Annotated in this window: 19 protein-coding genes; 8 read left to right on the plus strand and 11 right to left on the minus strand. The window is 70.2% G+C overall.

What is annotated here, in order from left to right; all coding sequences use genetic code 11:
* Positions 1-79 precede the first annotated feature (79 nt).
* The 3 genes from argF to E2L08_RS06665 all read right to left on the minus strand — a co-directional run bounded on the left by argF (position 80) and on the right by E2L08_RS06665 (position 3244).
* The gene (gene argF / locus E2L08_RS06655) at positions 80-985 is read right to left on the minus strand and encodes an ornithine carbamoyltransferase (RefSeq protein ID WP_133396286.1); all 906 of its coding nucleotides are present in this window, start codon (positions 983-985) and stop codon (positions 80-82) included.
* 66 nt (positions 986-1051) lie between these two features.
* Entirely contained in the window at positions 1052-2233 is a 1182-nt protein-coding gene (locus tag E2L08_RS06660) for an aspartate aminotransferase family protein (RefSeq protein WP_133396287.1), read from the minus strand.
* Between the two features lie 189 nt (positions 2234-2422).
* Positions 2423-3244 carry an ABC transporter permease gene (locus E2L08_RS06665; RefSeq protein ID WP_240758137.1) on the minus strand — a complete coding sequence of 274 codons (822 nt, stop codon included), beginning with the start codon at positions 3242-3244 and terminating at the stop codon, positions 2423-2425.
* Between the two features lie 151 nt (positions 3245-3395).
* Here E2L08_RS06665 and E2L08_RS06670 point away from each other — a divergent pair, with 151 nt between their 5' ends.
* Entirely contained in the window at positions 3396-3971 is a 576-nt protein-coding gene (locus tag E2L08_RS06670) for a GcrA family cell cycle regulator (protein WP_133396288.1), read from the plus strand.
* Here E2L08_RS06670 and E2L08_RS06675 read toward each other — a convergent pair.
* Positions 3968-4366, minus strand: coding sequence for a hypothetical protein (locus tag E2L08_RS06675; RefSeq protein ID WP_133396289.1), 399 nt, complete (start codon positions 4364-4366; stop codon positions 3968-3970). The two genes, E2L08_RS06670 and E2L08_RS06675, sit on opposite strands and share 4 nt — an antisense overlap.
* A complete protein-coding gene (locus E2L08_RS06680) occupies positions 4363-6231 on the minus strand; it encodes an HWE histidine kinase domain-containing protein (protein WP_168771070.1) in 1869 nt (622 codons plus the stop codon). Before E2L08_RS06680 ends, E2L08_RS06675 begins: the two co-directional genes overlap by 4 nt.
* 228 nt (positions 6232-6459) lie before the next feature.
* Between E2L08_RS06680 and treZ the strand changes: the two genes are divergently transcribed.
* The 3 genes from treZ to E2L08_RS06695 all read left to right on the plus strand — a co-directional run bounded on the left by treZ (position 6460) and on the right by E2L08_RS06695 (position 11664).
* Positions 6460-8187 carry a malto-oligosyltrehalose trehalohydrolase gene (treZ, locus tag E2L08_RS06685; RefSeq protein WP_133396291.1) on the plus strand — a complete coding sequence of 576 codons (1728 nt, stop codon included), beginning with the start codon at positions 6460-6462 and terminating at the stop codon, positions 8185-8187.
* A complete protein-coding gene (gene treY / locus E2L08_RS06690; RefSeq protein ID WP_133396292.1) occupies positions 8184-10439 on the plus strand; it encodes a malto-oligosyltrehalose synthase in 2256 nt (751 codons plus the stop codon). Before treZ ends, treY begins: the two co-directional genes overlap by 4 nt.
* Positions 10440-10539: 100 nt before the next feature.
* Positions 10540-11664: a sugar phosphate nucleotidyltransferase gene (locus tag E2L08_RS06695; RefSeq protein WP_133396293.1), complete on the plus strand. Its 1125-nt coding sequence runs from the start codon at positions 10540-10542 to the stop codon at positions 11662-11664.
* A 75-nt stretch (positions 11665-11739) separates the two neighbouring features.
* Here the strand turns inward: E2L08_RS06695 and xylB are convergent, their stop codons facing one another.
* From xylB to xylF, 4 genes are all read right to left on the minus strand, one after another.
* Positions 11740-13173, minus strand: a complete 1434-nt coding sequence (gene xylB, locus E2L08_RS06700; RefSeq protein WP_133396344.1) for a xylulokinase — start codon at positions 13171-13173, stop codon at positions 11740-11742.
* The gene (locus E2L08_RS06705; RefSeq protein ID WP_133396294.1) at positions 13173-13937 is read right to left on the minus strand and encodes an ATP-binding cassette domain-containing protein; all 765 of its coding nucleotides are present in this window, start codon (positions 13935-13937) and stop codon (positions 13173-13175) included. The genes xylB and E2L08_RS06705 overlap by 1 nt, the downstream gene beginning before the upstream one ends.
* On the minus strand, positions 13937-15229 hold the full coding sequence (locus E2L08_RS06710; protein ID WP_133396295.1) for a sugar ABC transporter permease: 1293 nt from the start codon (positions 15227-15229) through the stop codon (positions 13937-13939). Before E2L08_RS06710 ends, E2L08_RS06705 begins: the two co-directional genes overlap by 1 nt.
* 121 nt (positions 15230-15350) lie before the next feature.
* Positions 15351-16379, minus strand: a complete 1029-nt coding sequence (xylF, locus tag E2L08_RS06715; protein ID WP_133396296.1) for a D-xylose ABC transporter substrate-binding protein — start codon at positions 16377-16379, stop codon at positions 15351-15353.
* A gap of 196 nt (positions 16380-16575) precedes the next feature.
* Here xylF and E2L08_RS06720 point away from each other — a divergent pair, with 196 nt between their 5' ends.
* A complete protein-coding gene (locus tag E2L08_RS06720; RefSeq protein WP_240758138.1) occupies positions 16576-17841 on the plus strand; it encodes an ROK family transcriptional regulator in 1266 nt (421 codons plus the stop codon).
* Entirely contained in the window at positions 17838-19355 is a 1518-nt protein-coding gene (locus E2L08_RS06725; protein WP_133396297.1) for a CRTAC1 family protein, read from the plus strand. Before E2L08_RS06720 ends, E2L08_RS06725 begins: the two co-directional genes overlap by 4 nt.
* Here E2L08_RS06725 and E2L08_RS06730 read toward each other — a convergent pair.
* The gene (locus E2L08_RS06730) at positions 19352-20671 is read right to left on the minus strand and encodes a cytochrome-c peroxidase (RefSeq protein ID WP_133396298.1); all 1320 of its coding nucleotides are present in this window, start codon (positions 20669-20671) and stop codon (positions 19352-19354) included. The two genes, E2L08_RS06725 and E2L08_RS06730, sit on opposite strands and share 4 nt — an antisense overlap.
* Positions 20672-20770: 99 nt before the next feature.
* Here E2L08_RS06730 and E2L08_RS06735 point away from each other — a divergent pair, with 99 nt between their 5' ends.
* Both E2L08_RS06735 and E2L08_RS06740 read left to right on the plus strand, forming a co-directional pair.
* On the plus strand, positions 20771-21190 hold the full coding sequence (locus tag E2L08_RS06735; RefSeq protein ID WP_240758139.1) for a nuclear transport factor 2 family protein: 420 nt from the start codon (positions 20771-20773) through the stop codon (positions 21188-21190).
* Entirely contained in the window at positions 21187-22080 is an 894-nt protein-coding gene (locus E2L08_RS06740) for a polysaccharide deacetylase family protein (RefSeq protein ID WP_133396300.1), read from the plus strand. The genes E2L08_RS06735 and E2L08_RS06740 overlap by 4 nt, the downstream gene beginning before the upstream one ends.
* 21 nt (positions 22081-22101) lie before the next feature.
* Here the strand turns inward: E2L08_RS06740 and E2L08_RS06745 are convergent, their stop codons facing one another.
* Positions 22102-23358: a cysteine desulfurase-like protein gene (locus E2L08_RS06745; RefSeq protein ID WP_240758140.1), complete on the minus strand. Its 1257-nt coding sequence runs from the start codon at positions 23356-23358 to the stop codon at positions 22102-22104.
* Positions 23359-23372 lie beyond the last annotated feature (14 nt).

Raw genomic sequence — 23372 nt, forward strand, 5'->3', positions numbered from 1 at the left:
AAAGGTTTACGATTCGTTCACATCCGTTCCGTATCACCGGACCATGATGCAACGATTTCGACATATCCTGCGATTCGCGTCATACGCCAAGGCAATGGCGCATGATCGCCTTTTGCGCATGCAGACGGTTCTCGGCCTCGTCGAAGATGACCGAATGCGGCCCGTCCATCACCTCGGACGTGGCCTCGTCGTCGCGATGGGCCGGCAGGCAGTGCATGAACAGCGCGTCGGGCGCCGCGCGCGCCATCAGCGCGGCGTTCACCTGGTAGGGGCGCAACTGGTTGTGGCGCCGTTCGCGCGCCGATTGCGGGTCGTGCATCGACACCCACGTATCGGTCACGACGAGATCCGCGCCCGCGACGGCCCGTGCCGGGTCACGCTCGATCGTGATGAAATCGCGCAGCGCCGGCTCGGGGTCGAGCGTTTCGGGCCCGGTAAAGGTCAGGTCGAACCCGAATTGCCGGCTCGCATGGGCGAAGCTGGTGAACACGTTGTTGCCGTCGCCCGACCACACCACCTTGCGTCCGGCGATGGGGCCGCGATGTTCCTCGTAGGTCATCAGGTCGGCCATGATCTGGCAGGGGTGGCTGCGATTCGTCAGCCCGTTGATGACCGGCACGTCGGCATGCTCCGCCATCTCGACAAGCGTCGCCTCTTCGAAGGTGCGGATCATGATGAGATCGACATAGCGCGACATGACCCGCGCGGTGTCGGCGATGGTCTCGCCATGGCCGAGCTGCATGTCCGCCCCCGACAGGACCAGCGTCTCGCCGCCCATCTGCCGGACGCCCACGTCGAAACTGACCCGCGTGCGGGTCGATGGCTTTTCGAAGATCAGCGCGACCATCCGCCCCTCGAGCGGCAGGATATCGTCGGGCGCCCCGCGCGGACGGCCCGCGCGCGCGGCCTTCATCTCGCGCGCGGCGTCCAGGATCCCGCGCAGGGCGGCGGGGTCGGTTTGGTCGATATCGAGAAAATGCTGCATCCTGGCTCCTCGGGTCATGCGCGGATCGGGCCCGACGGCCCGGCTTTCGGTAGGGGGGCGGCGATCTCAGGCCGCGGCGGGGCGCAGGGCCTCTGCCGCGCGGTCGAGCCGGGCGACGGACTCGTCGATCTCGGCGTCGGTGACGGTCAGCGCCGGCAAGAGCCGCACCACGTCGCCGGCGGCCGGCACCGTCAGCACATGCGCGTCGTATCCCGCGCGTACCAGCTCGGCGACCGGCACGCGGCATTCCAGCCCCAGCATCAGGCCCCGCCCCCGGATGCCCGAGAACACGTCGGGATGCGCGTCGACCAGGCCGCCCAGCCGCTGCTGCAGATGCCCCGCCGCCTGCGACACGCGCGGCAGGAACGCCGGGTCGCCCGCCACGATCTCGACCACGCGGGCGCCGACCGCGCAGGCCAGCGGGTTGCCGCCATAGGTCGAGCCATGGGTGCCCGCGACCATCGGCGCCGCGGCGCGCTCCGTGGCCAGCACGGCGCCCAACGGGAACCCACCGCCGATGCCCTTGGCCACCATTATGATATCGGGCGTCACGCCCGCCCATTCATGCGCGAACAGCCGGCCCGTGCGCCCCATGCCGCATTGCACCTCGTCGAGGATCAGCAGCACGCCATGCTCGTCGCAGAGCGCGCGCAGCCCCTTGAGACAGTGATCCGGCAGGACCCGAATGCCCCCCTCGCCCTGGATCGGCTCGATCATCACGGCGGCAGTGCCCGGCCCGATCGCCGTGCGCAGGGCGGCGTGATCGCCCCAGGGCAACTGCCGGAACCCCGGCAGCAGCGGGGCGAAGCCCTCGGTCATCTTCTTCGACCCGCTGGCCGCGATGGCGGCGGCGGACCGGCCGTGGAAACACCCCTCGAAGGTCAGGATCTCGGTCCGATCCTCACCTCGGTCGTACCAGAACCGCCGCGCCATCTTGATGGCGAGCTCGCAGGCCTCGGTGCCCGAATTGGTGAAGAACGCCGTATCGGCAAAGCTGTGTTCGACCAGCAGATCCGCCAGTTTCTGCTGGGCCGGGATCCGGTAGAGGTTCGAGACATGCCACAGCGCCTGCGCCTGGTCGGTCAGCGTCTCGACCAGCGCGGGGTGCGCATGGCCCAGCGCGTTCACCGCGATCCCGGCGCCGAAATCGAGATATCGCTCGCCCTCGGCGGTCCACAGCCAGCTTCCCTCGCCGCGGACGAATTCCAGCGGCGCGCGGTTATATGTCGGAAGGATCGAAGGAATCATGGGTGCGGTCCTGACAGAGACGCGGATCGGAAGGGGGGATGGACGAAAGCCGGTGCGCCGCGCCCGGACGGGGTCCGGCACGCGGCCCGCATGGAGTCAGCGGCGCCGTCGGAGGCGGGTGGATACGGCATCGTGCGTCATGGCAAACGGCATACCCCTGCGTCATGGCCCGCGCAAGACCCCGCCCCTTCAGCCCTTGAGCCGGTAGCCGCGCGCGAGCCACCGCCATCCCACCGCCATCAGCGCGGCGGTGACCCCGACCGACACCAGCGCCCCCAGCACCGGCGACGCGTCCGACGTGCCGAGCGTGCCATAGCGCGCGCCGTCGATGAGGTAGAAGAACGGGTTGAGATGCGACAGCGATACCAGCGGCGGGGGCAGCGCCTCGATCGAGTAGAAGGTGCCCGACAGGAAACTCAGCGGCGTGATGATGAAATTCGTGATCGCCGACATCTGGTCGAACTTATTGGCGACGATTCCCGCCAGCAGGCCCAGCGCGCCCATCATCGCCCCGCCCAGCACGATGAACAGCAGCAGCCACCACGGATGCGCAAGCCCGGTGCCGATCACGGTGACCATGACGAAACCGATGACCATCGCCACAAGCGCACCGCGCGCAAGACCGCCCGCCAGGTATCCCGCCAGCAATTCGAGCGGCGAGAGCGGCGGCATCAGCGTATCGACGATATTTCCCTGCACCTTGGCCGCCAGAAGCGACGAAGACGTGTTGGCAAAAGCGTTCTGGATCACGGTCATCATCAACAGCCCCGGCGCGATGAACTGCACGAAGGGCACGCCCATCACGTCGCCCCGCGTGGGCCCGATGGCGATGGCGAAGACCGCGAGGAACAGCCCCGCGTTGATCAGCGGGCCCAGCACGGTCTGGCTCCAGATCGACAGGAACCGGCGGCATTCCCTTTCGGCCAGGGTGATCGTGCCGCGGGCGTTCCAGCGCCCGAACCGGCGCACGCCCATGTCCGCGGGCCTGCGCGTCCGTTCGATATCCGTCATGCGTTCCCGCTTTCGTTTGGTGCAATCGGGCGCGGCCACCTTGTTTCGGCCGCGCGCGTGATTAGAATAGCGGTCCGACCGAATACTCAAGGCAGGACCCCGGCTTTTCGCCGCTCCTGCCCTGACGACCCCCAGCCGAGCGGAGCTTGTGATGTCCTGGACCGACGAACGCGTCGCGCTTCTCACGAAGATGTGGCACGAGGGGCAATCGGCCTCGCAGATTGCCAAGGAACTTGGCGGCGTGACGCGCAATGCCGTGATCGGCAAGGTGCATCGCCTTGGCCTTTCGGGCCGCGATGCCGAACCGCCCAAGACGGCGGAGCCTGCCGCCCCGCCCCTGGCCGCGGAACCGGCCGCCGCCGAGGCCCCGGCGCCCGACCCAGTGCCCGAGCCGGAACCCGAGGCCGAGCCCGAGCCCGAAGAGGCGCCGGTCCAGATGCCGCCGCGCCGCCAGATCATCCCCGCGGGCCAGCCCCTGCCGCCGCAACCCTCGGCCAACGAGATCGACCCCGAGGCGCTGGCCAATGTGCGCGAGGTCGAAAAGACGGCCAAGCGCATCAGCCTGATGGAGCTGACCGAGCGGGTCTGCAAATGGCCCATCGGCGACCCCGCCACCGAGGATTTCGCCTTTTGCGGCCTCGCGGTGGAGCCGGGCAAACCCTATTGCGAGGCCCATGTCGGCGTGGCCTTCCAGCCGATGTCCTCGCGGCGCGACCGCCGCCGCTAGGATCCGGCGCCGGTCCAGCCCTCGACCTGCTCGCGCAGCGCCTCGACCAGGTCCGCGGCCTCGGTCGGGTGCGAAAACACCGGCACCGTCGGAAAGGTGCGGGCAAGCGCCTGTGCAACGGCGGGGTCGGCCACCGCGACCACGGGCGCGCCGCGATGGTGGAGCGATGCCACCAGCCGTGCCCCCGCCCCGCCGGGACCGGCCAGCGCCAGAATCGCCCCGTCGAGCCGCGCGGCGCGCCATTCGGGCAGAGCCGCGTCGTCGAGCCGGTCGGGCCCGCGCGGCACCGCGCCCGCCGCGCGGATCGCATCGCCCAAGCCTGCCGGCAAAAGCTCTGCGGCGACATCGTCCGCCGCCAGTCCGATGACCCTGTCGGCCGCGTTTTCCATGCTCATGCCCCCTGCGTCTCTTCGATCAGGACCAGCGGCAGGGTGATCGTCACGCGCAGCCCCTCGGGCCGCCAATCCGTCACCAGATCGCCCTTGAGCTGCCCCTCGACCACCGTTCGGACGAGCTGGCTGCCGAAACCGGTGGCGCCCGGCTCCTGCTCGATCGCCGGGCCGTCGCGTTCCTCCCAGATCAGCGACAGGGCGGCGTCGCCGCGCGTCCACGTCACCGATAGCCGGCCGCCCGGTACCGACAGCGCACCGTATTTCGCCGCGTTGGTCGCTAGTTCGTGCAGCACCAGCGCGAGGTTCGTCACCCCGTCGGGGCTGATATGCAGCGCCGGGCCGGACATCGACAGGTGTTCGGTCGCGTGCATGAGGTGCGGCGAGATCAGCGCCGCGACCAGTTCCGACACGGCGATGGCCTGTCTAGGCCCCGCCTCGCCCCCGATCGAGGGGCGGATGAGGTCATGCGCCGTGGCCAGCGCCCGCACCCGGTTGCGCAGCGACTCGGCCATTTCGCGCGGTGTATGGCTGACCCGCGCGGTCATCGAGATCATCCCGCCCACCACGGTGAACAGGTTCTTGACCCGGTGGTTGAGCTCGCGGATCAGCGCCTCGCGGCCTTCGTTCTGGCGGTTTTCCTCGGTAACGTCGCGCAGGAACAGCAAGAGCCGCTCGTCGTCGGGAAAGATGCGGATCTCGAACACCTGGCCCTCGGCCGTGGTCGCCTCGAGCGCGGCGGGGCTGCTGCCGTCGCGCGCGGCGCGGAACGCGCTTTCCAGATCGAGCCCGCTGCCCGCGGGCAGCAGCGAAAAGATGGACGTGCCCTCCAGCCTTTCCGCCCCCCGGCCCAGCTTGTCCAGAACCGCGGCATTGGCAAAGATCACCCTGTTCTCGCCGTCGATCTGCAGGATGCCGTCGCTCGTCAGGTCGTGGAACCGGGCCAGCCGCGCGTCGCGGCGGCGCAGCTCGGCCCGGTCGCGCTTGCGCTCGGTCTGGTCGATGACCACCCCCACGGCCAGGTCCGACCCCTCGACCCGCCGCGCCGTCACGTCAAGCTCGACCGACCTGCCATCGTCCAGGCGGAACACCATCGGCTCGTTCGTCACCGCCTCGCCATGCAGCGCGGCGCGCACGATGGGATAGTCCTCTTCGCGCAGCGGGCGGCCGTCGGGATGCTCGGCGTTGAACCGGACATGGCCCGCGACCCCCTGGGAAGGGTCGGACACGTCGCTTGCGATCTCGCGCAGCTTGCGGTTGCGCATGACGATCTCGGCCGTGCCGCGTCGCGCCACCACCACGCCCACCGGCAGCTCGTTCAGGATCGCGTGGAACGATTCACGCTCGCGCCGCGCGATATCGAGGTTCTGGCGCAGCCGGATCTCGCTTTCGACGCCGGTCGCGATCTCGGTCATCAGCTCGATCTCGTCGTCGCTCCAGTCGCGGGGCCGGTCCGTGATCGCGCAGAGCGAACCCAGCGTGTAGCCATGCACATCGCGCAGAGGCACGCCGAGATAGCCCACCGCGTTCATGTCGGTCACCGCCCCGTTGCCCGCGAGGACCGGGTGCGCGCGGGCATCGCGCACGACCAGCGGCGCGTCGCGCGCGACGACATGCTGGCAGAACGAATGGCTGAGCGGCGTCTCGCGCGTCTGCGACAAGGGCGCCCGCAGGCCGCTTTGCGCCTTGAAGAACTGGCGCCCCGGCTCGACCAGCGACACCAGGCTGACAGGCACGCCGAGGCATCTTTTGACCAGCGACACGGCGCGGTCGAATGCCGGCTCGGCCGGGCTGTCGAGCAGCCCGGTCGCCCGAAGGCTGTCGAGACGCCCGCCGTCATGCAGGGCGGAAAGCTCCGGGCGGTCGGTCATTGCGGGCAATCCTCGGGACATGGCGGGCAAGGCCTCGCGCGGCGAAAGGGTGCCGGGCAGCGGCTCGGGCGCGACGACTGCGAAATAATGGGCAGATCGCCCGATATGCGCAAGCGGGGATCGCGGCGGCCGGCGCGGCAGCCTCTTTCGCGGCCGCATTGAACCGCGCGGCCCCGGCCGGCGTTTTGCCATGCGGCGCAATGGGCCGCGCGGGATTACGGGGGCGGGATGGAACACGGGAAACGGGCTTGGGGCGCGACACGCCGACCGGACGGGGCATGGGATATCGCGACATGGGCCCCCTCGGCCGAAGGCGTCGCGCTGGTGCTGGACGAGGCGCGCCATTCGATGGAACGGGATGCCGAGGGCTGGCACCACATCCGCGTCGAGGCCGCGCCCGGCGCGCGCTATGGTTTCGAGATCGGCGGGCGGGTCTTTCCCGACCCGGCCTCGCGGCGGCAGGATGGCGGTGTCGCCGCCCGCTCGGTGTTGGTCGATCCCGGCGCGCTGATCCACCACGCGACATGGACCGGGCGCGACTGGGCCGAGGCCGTCATCCTCGAACTCCATGTCGGCACCTTCACCGCGCAGGGCACGCTTCGCGCCGCGGCCGAACGTCTGCACGGGCTGGCCGATCTCGGGATCACCGCCATCGGGCTGATGCCGCTCGCCCAGTTCGAGGGCGAGCGCGGCTGGGGCTATGACGGCGTTCTGCCCTACGCGATCCATCCCGCCTACGGCACGCCCGACGACATGGCGGCCTTCGTGCGGATCGCGCATGAGGCCGGGCTGATGGTGCTGATCGACGCGGTCTACAACCATTTCGGCCCCGAGGGCGACGTGCTGGGCCAGGTCTGCCCCGAGTTCTTCGACGCGGAGCGGCACACCCCCTGGGGCGCGGCGATAGATTTCGACCGCCCCGAGGTGCAGGATTTCTTTATCGGCAATGCCGAGATGTGGCTGCGCGACTACCGGGCGGACGGGCTGCGGCTCGACGCGGTGCACCAGATCGGCCGGGCCGAGGATACCTGGTTCCTGACCCGCATGGCCGAGCGGCTCGCCCCGCTCGAGGAAAAGGGCCGGCGCATCCATCTCGTGACCGAGGACGAACGCAACCTCGCAAGCTACGTCTCGGGGGACCATCCTATCCGCGCCCAGTGGAACGACGACTGGCACCACGCGATCCACTGCCTTCTGACCGGCGAAAGCGCGTCCTATTACCGCCCCTTCTCGGTCGATCCCTTCGGCGATCTCGTTACCGCCATGCGCGACGGGCAGGTCGACCAGGGGCAGCCCCGCCCGCATCAGGACACCCCCCGCGGCGAGCCGTCGGGCCACCTGCCGCCCGATCATTTCGTCAACGCCAACCAGACCCACGACCAGGTCGGCAACCGCGCCATGGGCGAGCGGCTGGTGGCGCTGACCGACCCGGCCACGGCGCAGGTCGTCCACGCCATGCTGCTCTGCGCGCCCTTCATTCCCATGCTCTTCATGGGCGAAGAGGTGGGCGCCCGCGCGCCGTTCCAGTTCTTCACCGATTTCCACGGCGATCTCGCCGATGCCGTGCGGCAGGGGCGGCGGTCCGAGTTTCCCGAATTCGCCGATGCCCGCGACGAGATCCCCGACCCCAATGCCCGCCAGACCTTTGCCGATTCGCGCCCCTATGCCCGCGCGGCCGAGGATGCCGAGGACTGGCGCGCGCTGACCCGTCATTGCCTCGGCCTGCGCCACGAGCATGTGATCCCGCTTCTGTCCAGCGGCTGGCACGGCACCGAGGTCGACCGCCTGTCCGACAGGTCGCTGCGCGCGCGCTGGCGTTTCGCCGACGGCACGCTCGAGATCGCCTTCACCATGGAGGGCGAGCCGCCCTCGGGCAGCGACGACATGCGCGAGATCTATTATCACAAGGCGGAGACCGGCGCCGGACTTCGCGTGGGCATCGGAGACCCTCAATGACATTCACAGCCTCCTACCGGGTCCAGCTTCGCGAGGGGATGGATTTCGCGGCCCTGCGCGACCGCCTGCCGCAGATCGCGGCTTTGGGGGTGAGCCATCTCTACCTGCCGCCGATCCTGGCCGCGCAACCCGGTTCGACCCATGGCTATGACGTGACCGACCCGACGCGGATCGACCCCGCGCTCGGCGGGCGCGACGGGTTCGAGGCGCTGTCGCGCGCGGCCCGCGATGCGGGGCTCGAGATCATCCTCGACATCGTGCCGAACCACATGGCCTTCGGGCTCGACACGCCCTGGCTGGTCGATGTGCTGCGCCACGGGCAGCAGAGCGAACACGCCCCCGTCTTCGATATCGACTGGGCGGCGGGGCCGCTGGTCCTGCCATGGGCGATCGAGCCGCTGGCCGAGACGGCAGAGGCGGGCGGCGTCGCGATCGAGGGCGACAGCATGCGCGTCGGCGCGCTGTCGCTGCCCCTCGCCCCCGGTACCGCGGACGACGCGACCGGCCCCCTGTCGCCCGAACAGGCCGAGACCGTAATGGGGCGGCAGGCCTGGCGTCTCCTGCCATGGCAGCTCGAACGCGACAGCATCACGCATCGCCGCTTCTTCTCGGTCACGGGCCTGATCGGCGTGCGGGTCGAGGACGCGGCCGTGTTCGAACGCACCCATGCCGAAGTGCTCGACCTCGCGCGGCAGGGGTTGATCCACGGGCTGCGCGTCGATCACGTCGATGGGCTCGTCGATCCGGGCGGCTATCTCGAACGCCTGGCCGCAAGCCTGCCCGACCTGCCGATCTGGGTCGAAAAGATCCTCGTGACCGGCGAAACCCTGCGGGACTGGCCCGTTGCCGGCACCACCGGCTACGAGGCCGCGGCCGTCATCGCGCAAAGCCTCACCGACCCCGACGGGCTCAAGGTCATCGACGCGCTCTGGCGCGAGGCCACCGGGATCGAGGGCGATTTCCACGCCCAGGTCGAGACGGCCAAGCGCGAGATGCTGACCGACGAGCTTGCCGCCGAGCTGCGTCAGCTTCGCGGTCTCGCCGAGGCGGTGGCCGAGGACGAAGGCCGCCCCACCGGCCCCGAGATCCTGCGCGAGGCGCTGAGCGAACTGCTCACCGCCTTTCCCCGCTATCGCAGCTATATCGGCGCGGGCGCCGATGCCGACGATCGCGCGATCTGGACGGACAGCGCCGATCACGCCGCGCAGAACGTGCGCCTGCGTGACGAGATCGACTGGGTCGTGGCGCGCATCCTCGAGGGCGAAACCGCACCCGCGCGGCGGCTTGCCGTGCGGATGGAACAGGTCTCGGGCGCGCTGCTGGCCAAGGCGCATGAGGACACGGCCGGGTTCCGGTTCAACCGGCTGCTCTCGGCCAACGAGGTCGGCGCCGATCCCGACCGTCCCACAGCCCGAACCGCCGAGATCGCGGCCTTCTGGTCCGACCGCCAGGCGCAATGGCCCCACGCCCTGACGCTCGGCTCGAGCCACGACACCAAGCGCAGCGAAGACGCCCGCGCCCGGATCGCCGCCATCACCCACGCCCCCGACGCCTTTGCCGCGCTCTGGCGCGAGGCCGAGGGGCTGCCCGGCGCGGGGACGCTCGAGGCGAACCGGCGGTTCTACGCCATGCAGGCGGCGCTGGCTCTCTGGGGCGCCCCCGAGGCGGCCGAGCGCGTGGCCGCGCACATGGTCAAGGCGCTGCGCGAGGGCAAGGAGGTCAGCTACTGGATCGCCCCCGACGAGGCGCTCGAGGCGCGGATGCAGGATTGGGTCCGCGCGCTCATGGCCCGCTGGGACGACACCCGCCCGCCCGACCTGCTGCGGCTGGTCGAGATCGGCGAAAGCCTGTCGCTGGCCGAGCTGGCCCTGCGCTGCATCGCGCCCGGAATGCCCGATATCTACCAGGGCGGCGAAGGCGCGATCCTGCACCTGACCGACCCCGACAACCGCCGCCCGCCTGACTGGGCGGCGCTGGCACGCCTGCCCGCGGACGACCGACTCGCCGACCGCAAGGCGCGGCTTGTCCGCCATGCGCTCGCGCTGCGCGCGGATGCCCCCGCGCTGTTCGCCGAGGGCGCGGTGGAGTGGACCGCGCGCGACGGCAGCCGCGCCATGACCCGCCGCCACGAGGGCGCGCGCGTCGCCGTCGAGATCGGGACGGGTGCCGCGCCGGCAGGGATGCGCGAGATATGGGCCGACCCCGGATCGGGGGCGGGATTTCCCGTGCGGCTGCTAAGTGAAAAGACATAGACGCCTGAATTTCGGGCGAAAATCCCCGGTATCGCGGAACCGTATCGGGGGGTGGGGCATTGCGGGGTTAACGCTTCATGAACGGTCGGGAGGCCCGGTTATGCCCCATTCCTGCAACCTGGCCGCCCCCGTTCCCGCCACGTCGGCCGCGGCCGGAACGCGGGTCGCGGCGATCGTGCTGGCGGGCGGACGGGGCACGCGCCTGCACGAGCTGACCGATACGCTGTGCAAACCGGCCGTCCCCTTTCTCGGCGAGAACCGGATCATCGACTTCACCATGGGCAATCTTTGCCGCTCGGGCTTCGGCGCGGCGACGGTGGCCACGCAATACCGCGCCGCGCCCCTGCACGGGCACCTGCGGCGCACGTGGTCGGACCGCATCGCGCTGCGGCTGCGCCATGGCCCGACCGTCACCGGCCGCCGCGAGGGGTCGCGCGGCACTGCCGACGCGGTGCGCATCCTCATGGACGAGATCGACGCTTCGGGCGCGCGCGAGCTGCTGGTCCTCGCCGCCGACCACGTCTATCGCATGGATTACCGCGACCTCATCGCCGATCACCGGCGGCGTCACGCCTCGGTCACGGTCGCCGTGGATCTGGTGCCGCGCGCCACCGCCTCGGCCTTCGGAGTGCTCGCCGCCGATCCGGGCGGGCGGATCTCGCGCTTCGTCGAAAAGCCCGCGAACCCGCCGGGCTGCGCGGGCGATCCGTCGCGCTCGATGGTCAGCATGGGGCTCTATGTCTTCGACTGGGCCTGGCTGCGCGCGCATCTGGCCCAGGTTCCCGAGGCGTTGGATTTCGGACATGACATCCTGCCCGTCGCCGTGACCGAAGGGCGCGCCATCGTCCATGCGCCGGGCCGGGCGCGGCCGTTCTACTGGCGCGACGTGGGCACGCTCGACGGGCTGCTCGACGCGGCGCTCGATTTCGCCTCCGACACGCCGCCCTTTCCCCTGCCCCGGCCGCTGCGCCCCGCGCAGATGCGGCTGCGCGACCGACATCACGGCATCGTCGATTCGCTGCTCATGCCGCGCACGATGGTCTCGGAGGGCGCGCTGCTCAGCCGCTGCATCGTGGCGCCGGGCAGCGTCCTGCCCTTCGGCACGCGGATCGGCGTCGATGCCGGGCGCGACGCGCAGTTCTATCGCTGCAGCGGGCGCGGCACGGTGCTGGTCACGCCCGAGATGATCCGCGACGCCGCCCCCCGCGCGGGCGCGCGGGCCTGATCCGAACTCTTCTCTTTCCAAATACCCGATACCGCGCGCGCCGCCTTGCGCACCGGCCGGGCCCTGCGCGCGCCCTCAGCCAAAGCCCGCCGCGAAACGCGCCGCGTCGCGATAGCGGGCATGTCCGGCGGCGAACGCGTCCGACAACGCTTCGACGGGCTCGATCCGCCGCGCGACGGGGGGGGCGGCGGCCGCGGTGTCGCCCGTGGCGGCCATCCGGCCCAGCCGCGCCGCACCCAGCGCGGCCCCGTATTCGCCCGCCTGCGGCACGTCCACCGGCACGTCCAGCGCCGTCGCGATGGCCTCGAGCCAGTAGTCCGAGCGGCTGCCCCCGCCGACGGCCACGAGGCTGTCGATGGCGGTTCCCGTCTCGGCCAGCGCATCGCGGCAATCGCGCAGTGCGAATGTCACGCCCTCGATCACCGCGCGGGTCGCGGCCGCACGGTCGGTCGCGTGGTCGAGCCCCAAAAAGGCGCCGCGCGCGGTGGCCGAGTTCAGCGGGGTCCGCTCTCCGCCCAGGTAGGGCAGGAAAACGGGGCGCCCCGGCGCCCGCAACTCGTCCAGCCCGGCGGTCAGCGCGGCGGGATCCTCGCCCATCAGGCGCGCCGCCCAGTTCAGCGAATCGGTGGCCGACAGGATCACCCCCATCTGGTGCCACGTCCCGGCCAGCGCGTGGCAAAAGCTGTGCACCGCCGTCTCGGGGCGCGGGCTGAACCCTTCGGTCGCGGCAAACAGCACCCCCGACGTGCCCAGCGACACAAAGGCCTGCCCCCGCGCCACGACTCCCATCCCGATGGCCGAGGAGGCGTTGTCCCCGGCCCCGCCCGCGACCGGCACGCCCTCGGGCAGGCCGTGACGCTGGGCCAGCACGGCCCTGAGCCCGCCAGAAACCTCGGCGCCCTCGACCAGCCGCCCCACCGCCGCGCGGTCGAGCCCCGAACGCGCCAGCAGATCGTCGCTCCAGTCGCGCGCACCGACGTCGAGCCATGCCGTCCCCGAGGCGTCCGACATCTCGGCCACGCGCTCTCCGGTCAGGTAGAGCCGCAGGAAATCCTTGGGCAACAGGCAGGCCGAAACGCGGTCCCAGGTCTCGGGCTCGGTCTCGCGGACCCAGGCGGCCTTGGGCGCGGAAAAGCCCGGAAAGACGATATTGCCGGTGATCTCGCGCCAGCCCGGCTCGGCATCCATGCGCGCGGCCTGGTCGTGGGCGCGCGTGTCGTTCCACATCATGCAGGGCCGCAGCACCCGGTCGACCGCGTCCAGCAGCACGACGCCATGCATGTGCCCCGAAAGCCCGATTCCGGCGACCGCGCCCAGATCGGCGCGCCCACCCAGCGCGGTCAGCACCGTGTCCGTGGCCGCCAGCCAGTCGCCCGGATCCTGCTCGGACCAGCCGTCGCGCGGCCGCGTTCCGGTCAGCGGCACGGTCTCTTCGGCGATCACGCCCTCGTTCTCGTCGATCAGCAGCGCCTTGAGCGACGACGTTCCCAGGTCCAGCCCCAGATACATCATGCCGCCAGGTGCTCGGGCGTCTTGCCGGCGATGATCATGCCCAGCAGATCGTCGGTCGAGACCTTGTCGACCTCGACCACGCCGACGAGCTCGCCGTTCTTCATCACCGCCGCCCGGTCGCAAAGCCGTTTCACCTGGTGCACGTCATGGTCGATGAGAAAGATCCCCAGCCCCTGTTTCTTGAGCTCCTGGATCAGCTCGGCGACCATCTGCGTCTCTTGCGGGCCGAGCGCTGCGGTGGGTTCGTCCATGACGAGGATCTTCGCCTCGAAATAGACCGCGCGGGCGATGGCGACCGACTGGCGCTGCCCGCCCGACAGCGACGAGACGGGGGCCGCGAACTTGCGGAAATTGGGATTGAGCCGCTTGAAGATCCGGCGCGTCTCGGCCTCCATCGCGGCATCGTCGACAAAGCCCAGCGCGGTGGTCAGCTCGCGCCCGAGAAACAGGTTCGACGCGGCGTCGAGATTGTCGGCCAGCGCGAGCGTCTGGTAGATCGTCTCGATATTGTAGGTGCGGGCATCGCGCGGCGTCTGGATATCGGCCTTCTTGCCGTTGACGAAGATCTCGCCCGAATCCTGCCTGTAGGCGCCCGACAGGCACTTGATGAGCGTCGATTTGCCCGCCCCGTTATGCCCCAACAGGCCCACGACCTCGCCGGGGAACAGGTCGACCGAGACGTGATCGACGGCCTTGATACCGCCGAACGAGATCGAGATATCGCGCATCTCGACCAATGGGGTTCCGCTGCGATCGACCATCATTTGGCTCCCGTGCGTTTGCGATAGACGATGTCGACCAGCACGGCGAGCACCAGCACACCCCCCACGACGATGTTCTGGAACGGCGCGTCGACGCCGACCATGGCCATCCCCGATTGCAGCGACTGCATGATGAGCGCGCCGAGGATGGCGCCATAGATCGTGCCCATCCCGCCCGCCAGCGCGGTGCCGCCGATCACGGCGGCGGCGATGACGCGCAGCTCGTCCAGCGTGCCGATATCGTTGGAGTGGAACGACAGCCGCGCGCTCGCCACCAGGGCCGCCAGCGCGCAGAGCGTGCCCATGATGGCGAAAACCTTGACCGTCAGGAGCCGCGTGTTGATGCCCGACAGCTCGGCCGCGTCGGGGTTGCCGCCCGTGGCGAAGATATAGCGCCCCAGCCGCGTGCGCCGCGCCACCACCGTCATCGCCACGGCGACCGCGATCAGCAGCAGCACCGAATAGGGCACGCCATAGCCCTGCGTATAGCCCTCGGGCATGGTGGTGCCCGCGGCCTCGAACTCGCGGGCGAGCACCCGGCCCGGCACGTCATAGGCGTTGAGCACCGCGACGAATCCGAGGATCAGCACCGCCGACACCGCCATCAGCGCGACCTCGGCCCAGACGGGCTTGACCGGGAACTCGTGCGCGATGCGCGCGCGCCGCGCCGACCAGATGGCGATGCAGGCCACGATCACGGCGACGGCGCCCAGGATCCACGACCCGGTTTCGCCCATGGTGCCCGAGATGCCGCCCAAAAGCTGATAGGTCTCGTCCAGCGGGCCGATGGTCTGGCCACTGGTCAGGTACCACGCCACGTTGCGCCAGACCAGGAGCCCGCCCAGCGTCACGATGAAGGCCGGCACCGCGAGATAGCCGATGATATAGCCCTGGAACGCCCCGATCGCCGCACCGGTCAAGAGGCCCACGACGATGGCCACCGGCGCGATCAGCGGGTTGCCGAAATCGAGCCCGAGCCCCGGCAGGATGTTGGTCTGCGTGATCGCCATCATCGCCGAGCAGGTCGCCAGGAGCGAGCCCACCGACAGGTCGATATGGCGCGTGACGATGACGAAAACCATGCCGGTGGCCATGATCGCCACGCTGACGGTCTGGATCGTCAGGTTGAAGATGTTGCGCGGGGTCAGGAAACGCCCGTCGGTCAGGATGTTGAACATCACGCAGACGACGACGAAGGCGCCCACCATGCCCAGCAGCCGGGTGTCGATGCCCAGCGTCTCGAAGATGGATTTGCGCGGCGCTCGCGCGCGGGGGGCACTCGCCTCGGCCATGGGACACCTGTTACCGGGGGTGAAAAGCAGCGGTGGGGCCGGCCCCGGCGCGGGCATCGCGCACGCATCGGGGCCGACCCGGTCGCGCGCCGCCTAGGGCAGCGGCGCGCGGGATGCGGGATCACTCACAGGGCGCGGGGCCGCCCTCGACGCCCTGGCACAGCTCGTCCTGCGAGATCCAGCCGGCATCCACGACCACGTCGAGATTGTCCTGCGTGATCGGCACCGGCGCGAGGAACTCGGCCCAGAGCGTCGTGCCGCCGGGCGAGGTCCATTCCTCGGCGCCCTCGACCTCGCTCATCTCGGTGCCGTTCGCCATCGACACGGCGATATTGGCGGCGTTGCGGCCCAGCTCGCGGCTGTCCTTCCAGACGGAAACGGTCTGCGTACCCTGCGCGATGCGGTTCAGCGCGGCCTTGTCGCCATCCTGGCCCGAGACGGGGATGCCATCCATTCCCTGCGCCGAAAGCGCGGCCACGGCGCCGCCCGCGGTGCCGTCGTTCGAGGCCACGACCGCGTCGACATTGTTGTCGTTGGCGGTCAGGATCTGTTCCATGTTGCGCTGGGCATTGGCCGGAAGCCATTGATCGGTATACGCTTCGCCGACGATGGTGATGTCGCCCGCGTCGATCGCCTCCTGCAATACCTCCTGCTGGCCGCCGCGCAGGAAATCGGCGTTGGGATCGGTGGGCGAGCCCTTGATCATCACGTAATTGCCGGTCGGCTGCTGTTCGAACACGGCGCGGGCCTGCATCCGCCCGACCTCGACGTTGTCGAAGGTCAGGTAAAACGCGCGCGGATCCTCGATCAGGCGGTCATAGCCCACGACCGGGATGCCGTTATTGGCGGCAAGCTCGACGGCGGGGATGATCGCCTGGCTGTCCTGCGCGAGGATGATGAGCGCGTCGGCCCCCTGCGAGATCAGCGATTCGATATCGGAAAGCTGCTTGGACGACGACGATTGCGCGTCGGCCGAGATATAGGTCGCCCCCGCCTCGTCGAGCGCGGCCTTGATCGCCGCCTCGTCGGTCTTCCAGCGTTCTTCCTGGAAATTCGACCAGCTCACGCCGACGGTCGGGCCGTCCTGCGCAAAGGCGGGGGTCAGCGCGGTGGCCGAAAGGGCCGCGGCAAGAAGGGTGCGTCTGTTCATGGTATCCTCCCAAAGGAATGTCGGAGTCGTTCCGCCCCGGACACGGCCATCTTGCGGTTTATAGTTTTCCTGTCAAACTAATCTTTGCATCTTTCGCGACGTTCTTGCAGGATCGACGCAATGCCGTGCCCGTAGCGGGCCGGCGGTGGCGTTCCAGTGCTCCGTGCCGGGGCCTTTTGTTCGAGAGGGAAACGAATTGCAGGGCCCCGAGCCGTCCCGCCCCGCCGTCACCTGCGGCCCGGTCCTGCTGGGCGATCCCGGCGGCGCGCGCCCGCTCAAGCTGCGCATCTTCGACCATATCCGCGCCTCGGGGCCGGTGTCGCGCGCGCAGGTCGCCAAGGATCTGGGCGTCTCGCCCGGCACCGTCTCGACCATGACCGCCGATCTGATCGAGGCCGGCATCCTGCGCGAACACGCCGCCCCGCGCGATCCCGGCGACGTGGTGCGCGGCCGCCCGCCCGTGGGGCTGGCCGTCTGTCCCGAAACCTTCGTCGTTGCGGGCATCAAGATCGCCGCGCGCGAACGCTCGGGCATCCTCGTCGATTTCGCGGGCAACCGCCTCGCCACATCGCGCCAGCCCTGCGCCGATCGCGACATGGCGGCCGAGGCCCATGTCGAGGGCATCGCCGCGATGCTCGACGCGATGCTGGCCGAGGCCGGGCGCGACCGCCGCGACCTCGGGGGGGTCGGCATCGGGCTGCCGGGCTTTGTCGATCATGCCGCGGGGCGGGTCTTCTGGTCGCCGGTGCTGGATGCGCGCGACGTGGACCTCGCCGCGCTGGCGACGGCACGGCTGGGCGTGGCCACGCGCATCGACAACGACGCCAATCTCGTCGCGTTGGCCGAGCTGTGGTTCGGCAAGGGGCGCGAAACCTCGGATTTCGCCGTCGTCACGGTCGAGCAGGGCGTGGGCATCGGCGTCGTGCTGGGCCACCGGCTGTTTCGCGGGGCCAACGGGCTGGGGCTGGAGCTCGGCCATACCAAGGTGCAGATCGACGGCGCGCTCTGCCGCTGCGGCCAGCGCGGCTGTCTCGAGGCCTATCTCGCCGATTACGCCATCGCACGCGAGGCCCCCGCCGCGCTCAATCTCGGCCCCGACGCGGCGCTGGCCATCCCCGAACTGATCGAGCTGCTCTCGCAAGAGGCCGCCGCCGGCAACGAGGCCGCGCGGTCGGTGGTGCGCAACGCGCGCCGCTATCTCGCCACGGGGCTGGCCACGGTCATCAACCTCTTCGACCCCAAGCTGCTGATCCTGTCAGGGGGGCGGATGCGCTATGACTGGCTCGACCGCGACGCGCTGGCGGCCGAGCTGCGCCATGTCGTCATCGACGCGGGACAGGGGCCGACGCCGCTTCTGGTGCATGAATGGGGCGATCTGCTCTGGGCGCACGGGGCGGCGGCGCTGGCGCTCGATCACCTGACCGAGCGTGTCGTGACCGCCCCGCGCGAGGCCGTGGCATGAGCCGCGCGGCGCTGATGCTGGCGCTGCTCGCCGGGCCCGCGCTGGCCGAGGGGCCACGTTTCGACCCCCGGCCCGACGCCTTCCCGGTCGCGCATGTCTATCCCGGCGGGTGGGAGCATTTCGTGGGCGGCGGCGTCGCCGTGCTCGACTGCAACGGCGACGGGCGCCCCGACATCGTCGCCGCCGGCGGCACCGAGCCCGCGCGCCTCTTTGTCAACGCCACCCCCGCCCCCGGTGCGCCGATCCGGTTCGACATGGGCACCCTGCCCGATCTGCGGGGGGTCACGGGGCTCTGGCCGCTGGATATTGACGGCGACGGGGCGCTCGACCTCGCGGTGCTGCGCGTGGGGGCGAACCTGCTCATGCGCGGCGACGGGGCCTGCGGCTTCACCGACGTGAGCGGCGAATGGGGCTTTGCGGGCGGCGCGGCCTGGTCGACGGCCCTTTCCGCGACGTGGGAGGACGGCGCCACGCGCCCGACGCTCGCCATCGGCAATTACGTCGACCGCGCCGATCCGCAGGGCCCGTTCGGGGCCTGCGACGACAACGAGCTGCACCGCCCCCGCGGCGACCGCTACGGCCCGCCTCGACCCATCGCGCCGGGCTATTGCGCGCTGTCGATGCTGATCTCGGATTGGCAGCGCAGCGGCACGCCCGAGCTGCGGATCTCGAACGATCGGCACTACTATGTCCGGGGTGGATACGAAGAGATGTGGCGCCTCGATCCGCTCTCCCCCCGCACCGAGGCCGATGGCTGGGCGCGCGTGTCGCTCTGGGGGATGGGGATCGCCAGCGCCGACCTGACCGGAGACGGCTTTCCCGAGGTGATGCTGACCTCGATGGGCGACCAGCTCTTGCAGTTCAACGACGCGGGCACGATGCGCAACGCGCCCTTCGCCACCGGCGCGGCGGCCCAGCGGCCCTATACCGGCGATGACGGGCGGCCCTCGACCGGGTGGCATGCCGAGTTCGGCGATATCGACAACGACGCCCGGCTCGACCTGTTCATCGCCAAGGGCAACGTGGACCAGATGCCCTCGAACGCCATGCGCGACCCCAACAACCTGCTGATGGGCCGGCCCGATGGTACATTCACCGAGGCCGGGCTTGCCGCGGGGATCGCCGATGACGCGCGCTCGCGCGGGGGCGCGCTGGCCGATTTCGACGGCGACGGGCGGCTCGATCTCGTTGCATCGGCGCGGCGCGCGCCGCTGGCGCTGTGGCAGAACGCGACGCCGGGCGCGGGCAACTGGCTGGCGGTCGATCTGTCGATGCCCGCGCCCAACACCCGCGCCGTGGGCGCATGGATCGCGCTGCGGACCCCGGACGGCCGCACCCATTGGCGCGAGGTCACGGTGGGCGGCGGCCATGGCGGCGGACAGGCCGGCCCGATCCATTTCGGGCTTGGCGACGCCACGCGGGCCGAGATCCGCGTGACATGGCCCGGCGGGCGAACCGGGCCCTGGCACGAGGCGACGGCCGGGCAGGTCGTGACCCTGTCGCCCGATCCCTAGCGCGCCACCGGCAGCCCCGAGGGCACCGTTTCCGGGATGCCCATGCGCCCCGACAGCGAGACCGGATCGCTCAACGCCCCGAGAAACGCCATGAGCGCGTCGAGCGCGTCCTCATCCAGCGTCACCGGCGCCACCGCGACGGCCGCGGCGATGGCGTCGCGGCCCGGCCCCGCGGTCTCGGTCCAGTCCTCGGCGCCCGGCAGGTCGGGCAGCACCGCGCGGGGCTCGAACCGCGCCAGCCCCGCCGCCGGGTCCGCGTGGTCGGCCAGGAACGCGCGCAAATCGTCATGCGCCCCGGCATGGCCCCACGGCCCCGTCTCGACGACATTGCGCAGCATCGGCGTGCGAAAGGCGAACATATCCTCGGCGCGGCCGGTCACGCGCGCCCGCCCCTCGTCGCGATGGTGGCTCTCGAACCGCTCGGCCTTGCCGGGACCGATCTGCGGCGCGCCCATCGCGTGAAAGGACTGGTCCGACAGGAGCGGGCCGGAATGGCACGCGGCGCAACCCGCCGCGCCGTAAAACAGCGCCCGGCCCCGCGCGGCCTCGGGGCCGAGCACCGCCTCGCCCCGGAACGCGCGGTCATGCGGGCTGTCGTCAGCGCGCCATTCATGCGCGATGAAAGCCGCGATGGCGTTCGAGATATCGGTGAACGCGATCGTGCGCCCGCCCGCGATCTCGGGATAGGCGGCGGCGAACCCCTCGCGATAGGCCGGGATCGCGGCGACCCGCGCGGCGATCGCCTCCCACGCGCCGCCCGGCCCCGTCAGCCGGCCCTGCCGCACCAGTTGCGATACCTCGTTCTCGCCGTAATGGCCCGCCATCTCGTCGGGCGAAAGCACCGGAAACATCGTCTGCGCCGACAAGAGCCCCGAGAACCCCGTCACCATCTCGTCCTCGAGCGGCGTGCGCAGCCCCGAGGGGCGGGCGGGGTCGCGCTCGATCCGGCCGTCGGCGAACATCACGCCGACATCGCGATGCCCGAGGTTGAACAGCGGCGGCGCATTGCGCGGGATGCGCTGCTCGGGCGGGTTGTCGGGGTCGACGCGCCGCTCGGGGCCGAGCCCTTCGCCCCCGTCCCCCAGCCCCAGCGCCACGCCATCCCCGGTGGCAAAACGGGGGTGGTGGCAGGTCGCGCAGCTTACCTCGCGATTGCCCGACAGGACGGGATCGTAGAACAGCGCCTGCCCCAGCCGCAGCTCGGCCACGGGGCTTTCGGCGAACCCTGCGGGGTCGAGCGGCACCGCCCCTTCGGGCGCGGTTTGCGCAAGGGCGGCAGGCGCGACAAGCGCGGCGATGGACAGGAGGCGCAACATGCGGCCATGACTTCACCGCGCGCGCGACCGGCGCAAGGACCTCGTCGACCCGGCCGCGCGTTTCCCGCCTCCAATGCCAGAACACCGGAGATCACCGCCGTGACCGAAAGCCCCACCGCCCGCGCCAGACGCATCGTCGATGCCTATCTCGAACGCTCGATGGCCCGCGACCCCGAGGGCGCGCGGCAATACCTGGCTCCCGATTGCAGGATCGTCTTTACCGGCGGGCGCGTGATGGACGGCCCCGAGGATCCGCCCGCCTTCAACGCCAAACGCTATGACTGGGTGAAAAAGACGATCCTCTGGGTCGATGCGGTCGAGAACGCGGAAACGGGCGCGGTCCATGTCTGGACGACCGGGCACCTGCACGGCGCATGGCCCGACGGGACCGCCTTCGATGGGAACCGCTTCGTCGATTTCTTCGAGGTCAGGGACGGGCTCATCACGCGCACCGAGGTCTGGAACGACAGCGCCGAGCGTCTGCTGGCCGCCGCCGGGCTGGCAGAGGCGCCGCTATGAGCGAACTGACCCATCACGGCCGCTTCGACTACAGCGCGATCACGGACCGGCCCGATTTCGACTGGCCGGGCGGCAAGCGCCTCGCCGTCTATTTCGGCATCAATCTCGAGCATTTCGCCTTTGACGAGAAACGCGGCGCGCAGCTTTCGCCCAATGACGGCCCGGCGCCCGATATCCTCAACCATGCCTGGCGCGACTACGGCAACCGGGTCGGCGCGTGGCGCATGATCGAGATGTTCGACGCGCTCGATCTGCCCGCGACGGTGCTGGCCAACAGCACGATGTACGACCACGCCCCCGACCTGATGGCGGCCCACCGCGACCGCGGCGACGAGATCGCCGGGCATGGCCGCACCAACAGCGAGCGTCAGGACACCATGTCGCGCGACGAGGAACGCGCCATGATCGCCGAGGCGACCGGCGTTCTGGCGCAGGCCGAGGGGCAGGCCCCGCGCGGCTGGCTCAGCCCCTGGATCGCCGAGAGCTTTGCAACCCCCGACCTGCTGGCCGAGGCGGGCTATCGCTATAGCCTGAACTGGGCGATGGACGACCAGCCCGTGTGGAAACGCACCGAACACGGGCCGCTCCTGTCGATCCCCTATCCGCAGGAGCTGAACGACATCCCCACGATCATCGCCCGGCAGCACTCGATGGAGGATTTCGCCGAGATGATCGAGGACGATTTCGACGAACGGCTGGAACAGGCGCAGCGCCAGCCCATCGTCATGGGCATCGCGCTGCACCCCTATATCGTCGGCCAGCCCTTCCGCCTGCGCCGCCTGCGCAAGGTGGTCGAACGGATCGCGGAACGGCGCGACGACATCTGGATCACGCGCGCGGGCGACATCCACGACGCCTTTGCGGACCGGGTGCCGCCGCCCGCGGATTGACGCGCGCGGGGGCCGCCGCGATCAGGCGGCGGCCCGTGCCAGGATCCGCTCCAGCGCGTCGGTCATCCGGTCGAGCTCGGCGACGGTGTTGTAATGCACCATCGACACGCGCACGACGCCGTTGCCGCCATCCTCGCCCAGATCCTCGATCAGCCGGCGCGAGTGGAAATCGCCGAAACGGATGGCGATGCCGTAATCGTCCATCGCCCGCGCGACCGCGCCCGAATCCCGGCCCTCGATCTTGAAGGCGACGGTGGGCACCCGTTCGCTGTTGTCATTGGCCGCGACGCCGATCACGCGGCAATCCTCGCGCCCGGCCAGCCAGTCGAGCAGCCGCCCCGTGAGGATATCCTCCTGCCGGGTAATGGCGGCAAAGGCGGCCTCGAGCTGCGCGCGGCGGCTGCCGGTCTCGCCCTGCCGGCGGCCCAGTTCGCACAGGTAGTCGACGACGCCGACGGTGCTGTAGGCCAGTTCGTAATTGGCATTGCCGGGCTCGAGCTTGCCGGGCACTTTTTCCTTGCCGTAGAAATAGTGATACTGCCCGTCCAGCTCGGCCAGCAGGTCGTATTTGCCATACATCATGGCGGTATGCGGCCCGTAGGTCTTGTAAAGGCTGAAGACGTAGAAATCGACATCCCAGGCCTGCACGTCGATCGCGCGATGCGGCGCATAGGCGACCGCGTCCACGCAGATCAGCGCGCCGCGGTCATGCACGAACCGCGCGATATCGGCGATGGGGTTCACCCGCCCGAGGATGTTCGAGACGTGATGCACGCAGACAAGCCGCGTGCGCTCGGTCATCAGCGCGTCGAGATCGTCGAGGTTCATGCGATAGCTGTCGCGGTCGATGGGCCAGAACTTCACCTCGATGCCGAACTCGCGCAGCCGGTCCCAGGGGCCGATATTGCTCTCGTGATCGGCGACGGTCACGATCACCTCGTCGCCGGGGCCGAACTGTCCGCGGATCGCGTTGGCGAGGATCTGCATCAGCGCCGTGGTCGAATGGCCGAACACGATTTCCTCGGGGCGGGCGGCGTTGACCAGCGTCTGCGCGGCATGCCGCCCCATCATCAGCGCCTCGGCCGCGGCCTGCGAGACGGCATAGCTGCCGCCGATCTGGACGTTGCGGGTGAACAGGAACTCGGTGATGCGGTCGACCGCGCCGCGCACGGTCTGCGACCCGCCGGCATTGTCGAAGAACACCCAGTCGGCCTCGAGGCCGGGGAACTGGCTGCGCACGAAGCCCATGTCGAGCGCGTCGGTCGGGGTATCGGTCATCTCGGTTGTCCTTG

Origin of the sequence: Palleronia sediminis (genome assembly GCF_004358695.1) — a bacterium.
GTDB classification, from domain to species: Bacteria; Pseudomonadota; Alphaproteobacteria; order Rhodobacterales; family Rhodobacteraceae; genus Palleronia; species Palleronia sediminis.

Excerpts from the sequence above, each read along its gene's own strand:
- argF (WP_133396286.1), bottom strand. The coding sequence starts at position 985 with ATGCAGCATTTTCTCGATATCGACCAAACCGACCCCGCCGCCCTGCGC.
- E2L08_RS06660 (WP_133396287.1), bottom strand. The coding sequence starts at position 2,233 with ATGATTCCTTCGATCCTTCCGACATATAACCGCGCGCCGCTGGAATTC.
- E2L08_RS06665 (WP_240758137.1), bottom strand. The coding sequence starts at position 3,244 with ATGACGGATATCGAACGGACGCGCAGGCCCGCGGACATGGGCGTGCGC.
- E2L08_RS06670 (WP_133396288.1), top strand. The coding sequence starts at position 3,396 with ATGTCCTGGACCGACGAACGCGTCGCGCTTCTCACGAAGATGTGGCAC.
- E2L08_RS06675 (WP_133396289.1), bottom strand. The coding sequence starts at position 4,366 with ATGAGCATGGAAAACGCGGCCGACAGGGTCATCGGACTGGCGGCGGAC.
- E2L08_RS06680 (WP_168771070.1), bottom strand. The coding sequence starts at position 6,231 with ATGACCGACCGCCCGGAGCTTTCCGCCCTGCATGACGGCGGGCGTCTC.
- treZ (WP_133396291.1), top strand. The coding sequence starts at position 6,460 with ATGGAACACGGGAAACGGGCTTGGGGCGCGACACGCCGACCGGACGGG.
- treY (WP_133396292.1), top strand. The coding sequence starts at position 8,184 with ATGACATTCACAGCCTCCTACCGGGTCCAGCTTCGCGAGGGGATGGAT.
- E2L08_RS06695 (WP_133396293.1), top strand. The coding sequence starts at position 10,540 with ATGCCCCATTCCTGCAACCTGGCCGCCCCCGTTCCCGCCACGTCGGCC.
- xylB (WP_133396344.1), bottom strand. The coding sequence starts at position 13,173 with ATGTATCTGGGGCTGGACCTGGGAACGTCGTCGCTCAAGGCGCTGCTG.
- E2L08_RS06705 (WP_133396294.1), bottom strand. The coding sequence starts at position 13,937 with ATGGTCGATCGCAGCGGAACCCCATTGGTCGAGATGCGCGATATCTCG.
- E2L08_RS06710 (WP_133396295.1), bottom strand. The coding sequence starts at position 15,229 with ATGGCCGAGGCGAGTGCCCCCCGCGCGCGAGCGCCGCGCAAATCCATC.
- xylF (WP_133396296.1), bottom strand. The coding sequence starts at position 16,379 with ATGAACAGACGCACCCTTCTTGCCGCGGCCCTTTCGGCCACCGCGCTG.
- E2L08_RS06725 (WP_133396297.1), top strand. The coding sequence starts at position 17,838 with ATGAGCCGCGCGGCGCTGATGCTGGCGCTGCTCGCCGGGCCCGCGCTG.
- E2L08_RS06730 (WP_133396298.1), bottom strand. The coding sequence starts at position 20,671 with ATGTTGCGCCTCCTGTCCATCGCCGCGCTTGTCGCGCCTGCCGCCCTT.
- E2L08_RS06740 (WP_133396300.1), top strand. The coding sequence starts at position 21,187 with ATGAGCGAACTGACCCATCACGGCCGCTTCGACTACAGCGCGATCACG.
- E2L08_RS06745 (WP_240758140.1), bottom strand. The coding sequence starts at position 23,358 with ATGACCGATACCCCGACCGACGCGCTCGACATGGGCTTCGTGCGCAGC.